General features: G+C 45.1%; 12 protein-coding genes and 1 riboswitch. Of the genes, 8 read left to right on the forward strand and 4 right to left on the reverse strand.

The genetic code is table 11. The features are described 5' to 3' along the window. Positions 1-92 precede the first annotated feature (92 nt). Positions 93-953, reverse strand: coding sequence for an NAD(P)-dependent oxidoreductase (locus tag CRO17_RS02605; protein WP_097038975.1), 861 nt, complete (start codon positions 951-953; stop codon positions 93-95). A gap of 104 nt (positions 954-1,057) precedes the next feature. On the opposite strand from CRO17_RS02605, the gene CRO17_RS02610 reads away from it, so the two are divergent. From CRO17_RS02610 to CRO17_RS02620, 3 genes are all read left to right on the forward strand, one after another. After that, the gene (locus CRO17_RS02610; RefSeq protein WP_097038977.1) at positions 1,058-2,065 is read left to right on the forward strand and encodes an LLM class flavin-dependent oxidoreductase; all 1,008 of its coding nucleotides are present in this window, start codon (positions 1,058-1,060) and stop codon (positions 2,063-2,065) included. A gap of 47 nt (positions 2,066-2,112) precedes the next feature. Beyond that, a riboswitch (SAM riboswitch) is annotated at positions 2,113-2,229 on the forward strand. Between the two features lie 104 nt (positions 2,230-2,333). After that, positions 2,334-3,353, forward strand: a complete 1,020-nt coding sequence (locus CRO17_RS02615; RefSeq protein WP_097038979.1) for an LLM class flavin-dependent oxidoreductase — start codon at positions 2,334-2,336, stop codon at positions 3,351-3,353. A gap of 81 nt (positions 3,354-3,434) precedes the next feature. Next, the gene (locus tag CRO17_RS02620; RefSeq protein ID WP_179636779.1) at positions 3,435-4,025 is read left to right on the forward strand and encodes an NUDIX hydrolase; all 591 of its coding nucleotides are present in this window, start codon (positions 3,435-3,437) and stop codon (positions 4,023-4,025) included. 39 nt (positions 4,026-4,064) lie between these two features. On the opposite strand, the gene CRO17_RS02625 is transcribed toward CRO17_RS02620, so the two are convergent. Both CRO17_RS02625 and CRO17_RS02630 read right to left on the reverse strand, forming a co-directional pair. Then, a complete protein-coding gene (locus CRO17_RS02625) occupies positions 4,065-5,294 on the reverse strand; it encodes an aminopeptidase (protein ID WP_143595983.1) in 1,230 nt (409 codons plus the stop codon). Between the two features lie 50 nt (positions 5,295-5,344). Next, positions 5,345-5,854 (reverse strand): YiiX/YebB-like N1pC/P60 family cysteine hydrolase, encoded by a 510-nt coding sequence (locus CRO17_RS02630; RefSeq protein ID WP_097038984.1) that lies wholly within the window; start codon positions 5,852-5,854, stop codon positions 5,345-5,347. A 109-nt stretch (positions 5,855-5,963) separates the two neighbouring features. Between CRO17_RS02630 and CRO17_RS02635 the strand changes: the two genes are divergently transcribed. Together CRO17_RS02635 and CRO17_RS02640 are read left to right on the forward strand one after the other, a co-directional pair. Beyond that, complete coding sequence (locus CRO17_RS02635) at positions 5,964-6,716, forward strand: 2OG-Fe dioxygenase family protein (protein ID WP_097038986.1); 753 nt, start codon at positions 5,964-5,966, stop codon at positions 6,714-6,716. A gap of 15 nt (positions 6,717-6,731) precedes the next feature. Beyond that, a complete protein-coding gene (locus CRO17_RS02640) occupies positions 6,732-7,241 on the forward strand; it encodes a GNAT family N-acetyltransferase (protein ID WP_097038988.1) in 510 nt (169 codons plus the stop codon). Between the two features lie 6 nt (positions 7,242-7,247). Here CRO17_RS02640 and CRO17_RS02645 read toward each other — a convergent pair whose 3' ends face one another. Beyond that, on the reverse strand, positions 7,248-7,796 hold the full coding sequence (locus CRO17_RS02645) for a histidine phosphatase family protein (RefSeq protein ID WP_097038989.1): 549 nt from the start codon (positions 7,794-7,796) through the stop codon (positions 7,248-7,250). A 123-nt stretch (positions 7,797-7,919) separates the two neighbouring features. On the opposite strand from CRO17_RS02645, the gene CRO17_RS02650 reads away from it, so the two are divergent. From CRO17_RS02650 to CRO17_RS02660, 3 genes are all read left to right on the forward strand, one after another. Then, positions 7,920-8,885: a ring-cleaving dioxygenase gene (locus CRO17_RS02650; RefSeq protein ID WP_097040048.1), complete on the forward strand. Its 966-nt coding sequence runs from the start codon at positions 7,920-7,922 to the stop codon at positions 8,883-8,885. Between the two features lie 182 nt (positions 8,886-9,067). Beyond that, entirely contained in the window at positions 9,068-10,861 is a 1,794-nt protein-coding gene (ade, locus tag CRO17_RS02655) for an adenine deaminase (RefSeq protein WP_097038991.1), read from the forward strand. Positions 10,862-11,223: 362 nt separating this feature from the next. Beyond that, entirely contained in the window at positions 11,224-12,549 is a 1,326-nt protein-coding gene (locus CRO17_RS02660; protein ID WP_097038993.1) for a Na+/H+ antiporter family protein, read from the forward strand. Positions 12,550-12,593: the final 44 nt, after the last annotated feature.

Raw genomic sequence — 12,593 nt, forward strand, 5'->3', positions numbered from 1 at the left:
AGTATGCCAATGTTAATTACAAAAAATAATTGAGAATCAAAAAAGAATCCGAAAAAATCGGATCCTTTATCTTTTTTATGCATCATTTTATGTTAATCACGTGCCAATAGCGCGTATACAGCTGCAACATCTTTTTTGCCGTAGCCATTCTTTTTCGCAAGAGCATACAATTCCTTCACACTATTTGTCATCGGCAGAGGAGCTCCTGCTTCATAAGCTGTTTCAGAGATTTGCTGCAAATCTTTGTAAGCATGCTCGAGCGGGAATTGCGGGTCAAAGTTCTGCTGCAGAATGGTGTCTCGTTTTCCTGCTTGAATATCACTTGTTACTGGAAGATCCAGCAGCACGTCCATCAAGTGCTCGGCATGGAGACCGACTGCTTCCCCAAAGCTTATGGCTTCCGATAAGCCAGTGAGAGACTGTACAAGCAGCATATTTACTGCTAATTTTGTCGCGGAACCGTTCCCGTTTTCCCCCATGTGCTGAATGCTTTGTCCCATTTTCTCAAGCAAAGGTGTAATTTGTATTACATCTTGTGCATCACCGCCAACAAGAAAGTGCAGTTTTCCTTGCTGTGCAGGTGCTTTTGAACCGGAAACAGGTGCATCGACGAAACGAATTTGATGTTTCTTAGCTGCTGCGGCCATTTCCTTCGTGAATGCTGGCTTCACGGTACTAACATCAACCCATAAACTATCTTCCTTCATTCCGCTGAACAGCCCTTCTTCTCCGAGGACAACAGCTTTCACAGCGCTTGGATCAGTGAGCATCGTGAATACGATATCAGCCTGTTCGCCCACTTTTTGAGGTGAATCGGCCCAGACAGCACCATTATCTAACAGATGTTGTGGTTTTGCTTTTGTTCGGTTATAAACAACTAATTGCTCTCCTTTTTCGAGCAGATTAGCTGCCATATTTTCTCCCATAATTCCTAATCCAATAAATCCGATCACGAAACCAGCCTCCCTTATTGTACTGACGTTACTAGCATACAGAAAAACGGAATGTTTTTAAAAGTCTTTCGCACCGGCTATGATAGATACAGGGAGTGAAGGATATGAAGCTTAGTATATTGGATCAATCTCGTCTTAAAGAAGACGGCAATGCGGCTGAAGCACTGCAGGAGACAGTTCGTTTAGCAGAGCTGGCTGATCAGCTTGGGTACGAGCGCTTCTGGGTATCAGAACATCATGGCGCAAGCTTAGGGCATAGCAGTCCTGAAGTCATGATGGCGCATCTGGCAAACAGAACATCACGAATAAGAATCGGATCCGGGGGTGTCATGCTGTCGCACTATAGTGCCTATAAAGTAGCAGAAAATGCAAGATTGCTTGAGGCGCTTCATCCAGGAAGAATTGACATCGGAATTGGACGTGCTCCAGGCGGCATGCCAGCAGCTAAACGAGCACTGCAGGAGCATAAGATCGTACCGGGGGATTGGTATGACCGCCAGATACGTGATTTGCTTCATTACTTGAATATAAGGAATGAGGAAAAGCATCGCTTTGGAGAATTAAAAGCAATGCCAGACATTAAGACAGCACCTGCTGTCTGGCTGTTGGGCGGCAGTGCTGGCAGTGCTGGTCTTGCTGCTTATCACGGCATGGGATTTGCTTATGCGCAGTTTATCCGCGGAGAAAAAGATGCAGCGGTGATGGATATGTACCGACAATCTTTCCGGCAGGAAGCAGGGAAGCCGCAAGCGTTAATCAGCTTGTTTTTATTCTGTGCTGCGACGCATGAACAAGCAGAAGCATTAGCCAAAAGTCATGAAGTGGCATCGCTTTTGCAAGAACAGGGAAGACCTGTTAAAGGGATGCTGCGTCCTGACACAGCTGCAGCGTACAAATTATCTCCTTTTGAAAAAGAACGGCTGCAAGACAACAGAGCAACAATGGTCATTGGCACCCCGGCTGAAGTGCTTCAACAGCTGGAGGAGCTGCAGGAATATTACGGCAGCGAAGTGGAATTCATGCTGACAAGTCCCGTTTATGATGAGCAAGCCAGGCAGGATGGCTTTCAGCTTTTAATGGAGACTTACCAGCAGCGGGGTTTTTCTGTTTGAATCAGCTGCTGTAATTCTGGTATAGTAGTAGAGACAATTCATAAGAAATCTTATAACGAGTGGCGGAGGGAAAGGCCCGATGAAGCCCGGCAACCCACTGCAGGAGGGCAGTCCTGCAGGAAGGTGCTACGACCTGCAGCTTTATTTAAGCTGCGTGATAAGATAACGACGGCTGCAAGTAACGAGCTTCTTCTTATCGAAGAAGCTTTTTTAGTAGAATCGATGTGTCGTTCGGTAGGATTTCCTATGTGCAAAAGGAGTAATAGACATGAAGTATGCGTATTGGCAGCCAGTAACAAACAGCTGGCTGCGGCATGTGGAGGATGAGGCATCTCTTAGCTTGTTATGTGTGAAGAAAACAGCGCGCATGGCAGAGCGCAGTGGTTTTGATGCTGTATTTCTTCCTGATACCTACCTATACCAAGGGAAGAATGCAGATCAGCAGCTGGATTTTTGGGAAACAGCTAGTGCTGTAGCAGAGGCAACAAATAAACTGCATATCATGGCAGCAGTCCGGCCGAGTATTGATCAGCCAGTGGAAGCTGCCAAGCAGGCGGTGATGATTGATCAGATTAGCAACAGTCGTTTTTCACTCGCGGTTGTATCTTTTCTTCGGGAAGAAGAACAAAAGCGAGAAGCTGGAGATGTAGCCGGAACTGAGGAATTTTATTTGCAGACTGAGGAATTCTTTGAAGTACTGCGTGGTGTCTGGACAGCGGGAAGTTACACGTATGATGGATTATATTATCAAGTCCAGCATATCGATTATCTCCCCGCTGCGAACAAAAAAGAAATATCGCCTTTGTATGCTGGCGGAGAGAGCGACTATTTGCGGCAGACAATTGCGGAAACATGTGATGCTTACGTGATGAAAGGCGGTACGGTACAGGAAACAGCCAGTATGGTCGCCGACATGCAAATTCGCCGGGAAGCTGCTGGCAAGCAGCCTTTTACCGAGTTTGGTATGACTGCTTATGTCATCTGCCGTGAGACAGAGGAAGAGGCCTATCAAGAATGGGAACGCATTACCGGCGTCGACTACGAAGCATATGTAACAGCGGAAGAATTAGCGCAAAAAAGTATCATCAGTGATGATGCTGTTGCTGCAAGGGGGCTGCGTCCTAATCTAGTTGGAACACCAATGCAAATCGCACAGCGGATTCTTGCTTATGAACATGCAGGTGTTAGTTTGCTATTGCTGCAATTTTCGCCTCAGCTGCGGGAGATGGAACGTTTTGCAAACGACGTGATACCGCTGGTGGAGGAAATGCGCGAAAACTCCATTTAATTGGGAATGTGTGTGTAGACAACGCGCAGGCAGTCGCTTACATTAAAGATGAAGAGTAAGAGTAGAGTATGGGGGCCTAACATGGAGCTATTGACGATTTTTGATAACCAGCACCGAGAGATAGGCGTGAAGGAAAGGCAAGACGTGCATCGGGACGGAGATTGGCATGAAACGTTTCATTGCTGGTTCGTCGAACATGATGGTACAGATCTATACATTTATCTACAGCAGCGCGCCTTCAATAAAAGCGAATTTCCCGGGAAATACGACATTACCGCAGCAGGTCATTTGGAAAGTGGCGAAACGCCTGTAACCGGCGGCCTGCGTGAAGTACAAGAAGAGTTAGGGGTCACACTTGAAGAGAGCGATTTGTTTTATAAGGGTGTTATCCAAGAGGAACTATTCGCTGCAAACTTAATAGATAGGGAATTTTGTCACCAATTCTTCTACTATCTGGAGGAGCTGCCGGTAATTCTGCTAAATGATGAAGTTGTACAAATTATTCGGATGCGAGTGAATGACTTGGAGAGCTTGATTGAAGGAGAACATACGAAGGTGGAAGCAGAAATTGTAGCTGGAGCCCCGCGTCAGCGAATTGATGTAACACGCGATGCGTTATGCCCGCACCAGCTCGAGTATTATCGAGAAGTAATTGCGATATGCCGTACATAAAGAAAAGGAGCAGCGAATTTGCTGCTCCTTTTCTTTATGTTAAAAAGCCCAGTTGCCGTTATCAAAGATTGGTTCCACTTTACCGTCTGGTGTTTCGCCAGTAATTGAAAGTTCACCAGAACCAACCATGAAATCAACATGCGTTAAGCTGTAGTTAAAGCCCATTGCCGCTAATTCTTCTTTTGACTTGTTTTGTGCATCCTTCACGCAAAATCCGATAGCTTGTCCAAGCGCTAAGTGACAGGAAGCATTTTCATCAAATAACGTGTTGTTAAAGACAATGCCTGACTGGGAGATAGGGGATTGGTGCGGGACAAGTGCGACCTCGCCCAGGAATCTTGCTCCATCATCTGTATCCAGTAAATTCTTTAATGTTTCATAGCCCTTCTCGGCAGTGAAGTCTACTACTTTCCCTTTTTCGAAAGTAAGAGAGAAGTTCTCCAACAACGTACCGCCATAATTCAAAGGCTTTGTACTGCTGATCGTCCCGTTTACGCCATCCTTTACAGGAATAGTAAATACTTCTTCAGTAGGAAGATTCGGGATGTATGTACTGCCGTCTTCTTTTTTAAACTCCGCACATGTCCACATTGCTTCCGGGTGCAGCTCGATTGTTAAGTCCGTTCCTGGACCTGTATAGTGCAGTTTTCGGTAATCTCTTGCATTAAGGTGATCCGCATTCTTTTTCATTTCTGTTACATGCTGTTCCCAAAGCTCTACTGTATTTTCCTGATCAGAGCGAGTAGTGAAGAAAATGCTGTCCCATAACTTATCAACAGCTGCTTGACCGGTTAAGTCAGGAAAAACAGATTCGGCCCATTCTACTGTCGGAACAGAAGCAATCAGCCAGTTAATACGTCCATTTGTTTTGTAAGCTTGGTACCCTTGTCTGGCAGCGCCTACCGCTTTTGTATAACGAGCAACTCTGGTAGGATCAATCCCATCAAACAGAGAAGGGTTTGGTGTTTTGATTTCCAAAAATGCTGTATCAGCTGCTGCCAGCTCTTCATAAACGCGGCCGCGGAAAGGAGTGAAGAAATCAAGATCTTCCTCTTTCGCATAGCTGATTTTTGCTTTTGTTATATTGTCATCCTGGTAATCGACAACGACATCGCGCATACCAGCTTCATATGCTTTTTGTGCAACAACTTTCGTAAATGGTGCAGCGGACAAATCTGCCGAAATCATTAAATCTTGTCCTTCTTTCACACGTAAGCCGATATGCAGCAATAATTCCGCGTATTTTTCTAATTTCTGTTCAAAATGCATGTTCATTCCCCCTTCAATACGATCCATCTTATTTTACCAGAAAATTGTGACTAGAGTCGGTACTCGAGAGAGAATTTAGCAATGGGGTTAAAGTGAGAAGACCGCTTAATATGGCGGGGAAATATCCAGCGTTTAGATAGCTTTACTGTGGCGGCGCTCAAATCAATACCGCAGCCGGAAGAGAAAGCTTGCCAAACGAACTTCGTGCAATAATTCCAATTTGTATCTGCTAATGTCCGGTTAAATCGATAGCCTTTCATAGACCCGATATGCTGCGCTGCCCATGCGGCTGCTTCTGCTGGGTCAGTTTTTGGGCGGAGAAGTGTAAGCGTTCCGCCGTAACGATGCCGCGACAAATAAGCAGGCAGAGATTCTGCTATACCTCCTGATGGATGTGCGTGGTATATATTGCCATCTTGTCCGACTATTCCAGCATGGCTGAAAAAGAAAGTTGAGGGACCAATGGAGCTGTACAGTACATCTCCGGCGCGCAGCTGCGCATACATGACAGCTGCAGTCTGGTATAGTTTCTCAAATTCTGCTTTGGATTTCTTCTTCATGAAACACCACTCCTGACGTAATTGTCATAAAATCGCAAACGAAAACATGTTTCTTTCCCTTTGCATGTATTATGATAGAGAAAGATTCTAGATTTGTGGAGGTTTATGCATGCACGCGTTAAAAGAACAAGGCTACAGCCGATATGATTTACAGAAAGAGCTTGCTTATGACGGATTGGAGAAAGACTTAGCTGAGCTGCAAGCTGTCTTTGATACATTGCCGACAGATAGCTATGCACCCGAATTGAACCGCTACCGCCGCTATTCACGGGCAATCATCTTTGATAAAGATGAGCGTATGGAATGGCTGCCGGGTATTGAGCGGGAAAATGGCAGTATGGCACAGTATTTCCAAGGCCGCTTCAACCCTGAATATGTGGACTCTTACAGAGAATTTCCATCCCTTCCGGATCACATTTTGGAAAATAAATTACTGCAGAAGATCATCATGCATGATTATAAAGAAACCTTTTGGCGTCAGGAAGACTTGATATTGCCAGTTCATGCTGGTATTCATTTCGTGAAACTGGAAGTGACAGAAGACGGGCAGGAAGGTGTATCATCTCCTAACCTTATTCACCAGGATGGTGAGCCATTCACATTTGCACATCTGATGAAGCGGGATAACGTTATTGGCGGTCTGAACATTATCGCAACGCCTGCTTGTGCAGGAAAACTGCCGAAGGATGCGGATGAAAAACAGTTCCATGAAAGCTTCGAGATTCATCGGCCATTAGAATCGTATGGTGTTCATGATGAGGCAGTAAGCCATTACGTCAGCCCTATCCAAAAAGGCGAAGCAGACCGGCCAGGCGTACGTTCTATTCTTTTAATTGATTTCCAGCCAACCGTACTAGCGTAAAAAGGAGCGAAAAGGATGACCGTATCTATTCGAAAAGCATGTCTAGCTGATTGCCGCCGTATTGGAGAAATCAGCGCACGGAGTTGGCAGTATGCATATAAAGATATCTTGCCGGCTGCTTATTTGGCGGCTATTCAACCTGAAGACAGGGCAGAACGGTTTGAAAAAGTACTATCATCAGGATCGCTCCTGCTAGTGGCAGAGTCAGAAGGAACCATTTCCGGATTTATCAGCGGCGGAAGATGCCGCGATAAGCTGCATCCGGAGTATGATGGAGAAGTATATGCCATTTACGTTGATCCAGCGTCTGTCAAACAAGGTGTTGGTACAAAACTGATGCGCGCATTAGAAGAACATCTTGCGGCTGAAGGGATGACAGGAATTGTAGCCTGGATGCTTGCAGGAAATGAGGCGAAGTACTTTTATGAAGGACTAGGCGGGCGAAAAATCGGTGAAGATCAATTCGACATTGAAGGGATTGCTTATCCCGAAATAGCATATGGATGGAAAATAGCGGACAGATGATGTCCGCTATTTTTGGATACAGAGATGCTCTGCTCCTATGTATTGCTGGCTGTCGAACGTTAGCTTCCAGACAGCAGGCATAGCCAGCTGCTTCCAAAAAGTATAATGGAATTGAGTATCATAATGTCCCATTGCCAGCGTCATCAAATTGCCGTGTGTTCCAATAGCGACACGTTTTCCAGGGTAGGAGGCAAGTATGTCTTGGAAGGCAGCAACGCCCCTTGCACTGGCAGTTTTGTTTGATTCACCGCCTGGAAAGTGAAATTCTTCCTGCATCCATAATTGCTGAATGGCATCTTTAAAGTTTTTCGCTGGATTGTCAGCAATTTGACGTTCACGCAGCCGTTCATCCACTATCACCAGGTTAGCATCAGCTGCGATCGTTTCCCATGCTCGCCGATATGGGCTTGTTATTTTGACCTCAACTTGTTCAGCAGCTAATACCTGCTGAACAAGCTTGGCATCCAGATAGCCTGTTTCAGATAAAGGCCTGTTCCGTTCATCGGGTGTATAAATACTATGTGCGTGACGCACAACATAAAGTGTTGTCAGCAAATCCACTTCTCCTCCGTTCCCTCTATTCTACCAACCGCAGGGAAAGTATTTGCAATTTATGAATTTATGGATTACATTTTGTAAGTAACTAATAAAAAGTACGTTAAGGAGGCGAAGCAGATGATGGAACTTCACGGTATTCACCACGTTTCCGCCATAACAGCCAATGCAGCGAATAACTATGCATTCTACACAAAAGTATTAGGAATGCGCCTTGTCAAAAAAACCGTCAACCAAGATGACACATCGATGTACCATTTATTTTATGCAGACAAGCTCGGCAGTCCGGGAACAGATTTAACGTTCTTTGAAATTCATCGGGCTGGCCGAACGTATACAGGAAACAACAGCATTTCGCTCACTTCTTTGCGTGTTTCCTCTGATAAAGCAATTGCTTATTGGAAAGAGCGTTTAGAATCATTCGACATAGCAGCACAGCAAGTTGAATTGCAAGGACGGCAGGTGCTTTTCTTTGAAGATCCGGAAAAGCAGCGGCTTATGCTGGTGTCTGATCAAGAGAATAAAGGCGTGCATGCAGGCATTCCATGGGAAGAAACCGATGTGCCAGCTCCGTTTGCTATTATTGGTTTAGGACCAGTAAAACTGACGGTTCCAGAGCTGGAGCCGACAGAGCGTGTACTGATGGATTTGATGGGATTTCGAAAAAAAGCGAATGCCCAGCTCGCTGATGGAACTGATTTATATATTTACGAAGTAGGGGAAGGCGGAACAGGAGCTGAAGTGATGCTGGAAGTGATGCCAGCGTTGCAAAAAGAGCGTCCTGGACGGGGAAGTGTGCACCATGTTGCTTTTCGTGTGAAAGATAAAGAAGAACTGGAACGTGCGAAAAAGATTCTGTATGCAGCCCATCTGCCGAATTCCGGATTAGTAGATCGCTATTATTTCCAATCGCTCTATTTCAGGGAGCCAAATGGTATTCTTTTCGAGCTTGCAACAGACGGACCTGGATTTGCCACGGATGAAGATCCAGACAGACTAGGAGAAACACTAGCTTTACCGCCGTTTCTGGAAGACGAAAGAGAAAAAATAGAAGCAAAACTAACGCCGCTTGATACCAAAAAGAAGTAATAACAAGAACCGCCTCCAGGGGCGGTTTTTATGTTTTACAGGTTGACGCAAACCGTCATATTATGATTTTATAGATAGAAATATATGCGTAAAAGAGGCATTCTTGGGCAGTGTTTCAAAGCGTGGGATTTTTTTGCAGTGTAATGGACATAACGTATAAGGATAATAGGAGCTGAGGCACAGTGGGAAAAAGAACGAAACAATATGAGGCAGCAAAACGTTTAGGTGAGGTTGCGTTAGGAAAGCGTCCCGCTGATTTGATTATCCGAGATGGCGTCCTTGTTAATGTATTTACCGGAGAACTGCTGGAGCATACAGATGTTGTCATTTCAGACGACCGAATTGCGCTAGTCGGAAAAGCAATTTCGGAACATGAAGGACCAGATACGAAGATTGTAGAAGCGAACGGACGTTACCTTGTGCCCGGTCTGATTGATGGTCATATGCACGTGGAGAGCACGATGCTATCAGTTACGGAGTTTTCCAAAGCCGCGCTTGCGAAAGGTACAACAACTGTATTCATGGACCCGCATGAAATTGCGAATGTATTTGGTGCAGAAGGCGTTCGTTATATGCATGAGGAAGGGCAGCAGCTGCCGTTGAAAGTATATACGACGTTCCCATCTTGTGTGCCGGCGACGGATGATTTAGAAGATGCAGGCGCTAGTCTGACAGTTGCCGATATACAGGAAGGACTCAGCTGGGATAACGTGCAAGGTCTTGGTGAAGTAATGAACTTCCCGGGTGTTGTACATGGCGATGCAAAGATGCTTGGCGAAATAACTGAAACAATGAAAGCAAACAAAACGGTAACCGGTCATTTCCCTTCAGAAGATCCGTATGCATTAGAAGCGTATATCGCAGCGGGTGTAACGTCTGATCACGAAACGATTGCGAAAGAAGACGCATTACATAAGCTTCGCGCAGGTTTGCATGTGCAAATTCGAGAAGGGTCCGCATGGCGCGATGTGAAGGAAGTAATCAAAGTAATTACGGAATATAATGTAGACACACGCAATATCTCATTAGTGACAGATGATGTTTATCCGGAAACTTTAATTACAAAAGGACATATGAATCATGTTGTTCGCCGCGCCATTGAAGAAGGTCTTCATCCAGTAACAGCAATCCAATTGGCGACAATCAACTCGGCTCGGTATTTCCATATGGAAAACGATATTGGCAGTATCAGTGCTGGTAAATTTGCAGACCTGCTCATTGTGGAAGATTTGAACAAAATGGAAGCATCTGCTGTCATAGCAGACGGTCGTATGCAGTACGAAAATGGAGAACTGCAGCAGCACTTCCCGACTTATACATATCCAGAAACAGTACGAAGCTCTGTGCATCTAGCCCGTGACATGCAGGCAGATGATTTCCTTCATATAACAGATCGCCCAGACGGTGACGTGCACGTGCATGTTGTCAAAGCAATTGAAGGAAGTGCGCGTACAGAGAAAATGACAGCGACACTGCAAGTGGAAAATGGCGCAGTACAGATTGATAAAAACCAAGACATCATTCATTTGTCTTGTATTGACCGGCATAAAGGCACTGGCCAAATCTCGAATGTGTTCGTGCACGGCTTCCAGTTCCAGCAAGGTGCAGTAGCGTCAACGGTGGCGCACGACAGCCATAACCTGCTTGTTATGGGAGTTAACCGAGAGGATATGGCCATTGCTGCCAACAGACTCGCTGAAATTGGCGGCGGTTTGGTTGCTGTAAGGGACGGTGAGATTCTAGCTGAACTGCCAATGCCAATCGCAGGTCTCATGTCAGATCAGCCGTTAGAAACAGTCGTCAGCCAAGTAAGCGACCTAGTTAAAGCATGGGAAAAACTCGGCTGCAGCATGACAGACCCAATTATGACATTCTCTCTAATCGCACTGCCTGTAATTCCAGAAATCCGAATTACAAACCGCGGCCTCGCCGACGTCACAACATTCAAGCTGATTGATGTAATTATTTCAGAATAGCATAGCTCGATTTAGACAAGGATATTTTCATCAAACAAAATCCGAACTAAGTATAGAATTCAGAAAATGAATTCGCATTAGTTCGGATTTTTTTATATGTACAGTATGTAACCAGAAATTGATCTTATCATTCTCTGTTATGAGCTAGATGGTAGGAGAAGTTATGTTATTGATTTGTCTAAGTCTAGTCAGTCTTTGTTTGATGATAATTTATGTCTCTTCTCTAGCGGAGTGTATTTACGGAGCGGCTGCATTAGCATTATTCTGTTATTTAACTAATGATAATGTGATTGACAAAAAGCTGGATTATCTGTTATTGTACTTTAATACTTTACCATAATAAAGCGATGGAGGAATTTGAAGTGAACGCAGTAGTGGTTGGCGTTATTTTAGTACTTATTTTAAGTTTATTACGAGTCAATGTAGTTTTTTCTCTTATATGCGGTGCGCTTGCAGGCGGCTTGGTCGGCGGTCTTGGCACAGATGGCACTTTAACTGCTTTCACAGACGGAGTTGGCGGAGGAGCTGAAGTTGCCCTTAGCTATGCGATGCTTGGCGGATTTGCTGTGGCAATTGCGAGTACTGGCTTACCAGAAGCAATGGTTCGCGGCATCATTTCTATTAGCGGAAAAAAAGAAACAGCATATTCTAAGAAACGCTCCCGGGCACTCGTGCTAATTTTAATCTTACTTATGGCATGTTTATCCCAGAATGCGATTCCCGTGCATATTGCATTTATTCCATTACTCATTCCGCCATTGCTGAGCATTCTGAACGACCTGCAGATTGACCGGCGATTAACAGCAACTATCCTGACATTCGGTCTCGTGACGCCTTACATGTCCTTGCCAGTCGGTTACGGCGAAATATTCCAAGGGCTTGTGGCAAGCAACATCACGTCAAACGGTTTGGTAGTTACTGCTAATCAAGTTACCAAAGCAATGATCTTTCCAGCATGCGGTATGATAATTGGATTGTTAATTGCACTCTTTACTTATCGAAAGCCTCGGGTTTATGAAGACAGAGAGCTGCCCGTTCCAGAAGAAGTGAAAAAGGAAAACAGTCAATTTAAAGTGCGAACATTGATTTTTTCCATACTTGCTATCATTGCGGCATTGTCTGTTCAAATTTGGGCGGATTCCATGATCTTCGGTGCACTTGCCGGGATTGTTGTCTTGTATGTAACAGGCACTGTGAAATGGAAGGAAGCGGATAGCATCCTGACTAACGGGATGCGGCTTATGGCATTTATCGGTTTCGTTATGATTGCAGCTTCCGGGTTTGCAAATGTTATTGGAGAAACGGGCGATGTCGAAGGCTTAGTGGAAAGTGCGGCAAACGCTATAAACGGCAGCCAAGCATTAGGTGCACTATTAATGCTAGTAGTGGGGCTTCTCGTAACGATGGGAATTGGCTCGTCATTCTCAACGATTCCTGTTATCGCAACCATTTTTGTTCCATTAGCAACCGAATTGGGATTCAGTCCTCTCGCAGTGATTGCTTTAGTTGGAACCGCTGGAGCGCTTGGAGATGCAGGATCTCCAGCATCAGATTCCACACTTGGACCAACTGCAGGCTTGAATGCAGACGGTCAGCACAATCATATTTGGGACAGTGTTGTTCCAACCTTCTTGCATTATAACTTGCCAGTCATCGCCCTTGGCTGGATTGCTGCAATGGTTCTCTGAGGTTGAATGAGAAACAAGCTAGCGTTATGATACATGTAGATGCA

The organism is Terribacillus aidingensis, assembly GCF_900215625.1.
In the GTDB taxonomy this organism is placed as follows: domain Bacteria; phylum Bacillota; class Bacilli; order Bacillales; family Amphibacillaceae; genus Terribacillus; species Terribacillus aidingensis.

What these genes read in the sequence shown, in the direction of transcription:
- CRO17_RS02610 (WP_097038977.1), top strand. Translation starts at nt 1,058, where the DNA reads ATGAAGCTTAGTATATTGGATCAATCTCGTCTTAAAGAAGACGGCAAT.
- CRO17_RS02640 (WP_097038988.1), top strand. Translation starts at nt 6,732, where the DNA reads ATGACCGTATCTATTCGAAAAGCATGTCTAGCTGATTGCCGCCGTATT.
- CRO17_RS02620 (WP_179636779.1), top strand. Translation starts at nt 3,435, where the DNA reads ATGGAGCTATTGACGATTTTTGATAACCAGCACCGAGAGATAGGCGTG.
- CRO17_RS02625 (WP_143595983.1), bottom strand. Translation starts at nt 5,294, where the DNA reads ATGCATTTTGAACAGAAATTAGAAAAATACGCGGAATTATTGCTGCAT.
- CRO17_RS02650 (WP_097040048.1), top strand. Translation starts at nt 7,920, where the DNA reads ATGGAACTTCACGGTATTCACCACGTTTCCGCCATAACAGCCAATGCA.
- CRO17_RS02615 (WP_097038979.1), top strand. Translation starts at nt 2,334, where the DNA reads ATGAAGTATGCGTATTGGCAGCCAGTAACAAACAGCTGGCTGCGGCAT.
- CRO17_RS02630 (WP_097038984.1), bottom strand. Translation starts at nt 5,854, where the DNA reads ATGAAGAAGAAATCCAAAGCAGAATTTGAGAAACTATACCAGACTGCA.
- CRO17_RS02635 (WP_097038986.1), top strand. Translation starts at nt 5,964, where the DNA reads ATGCACGCGTTAAAAGAACAAGGCTACAGCCGATATGATTTACAGAAA.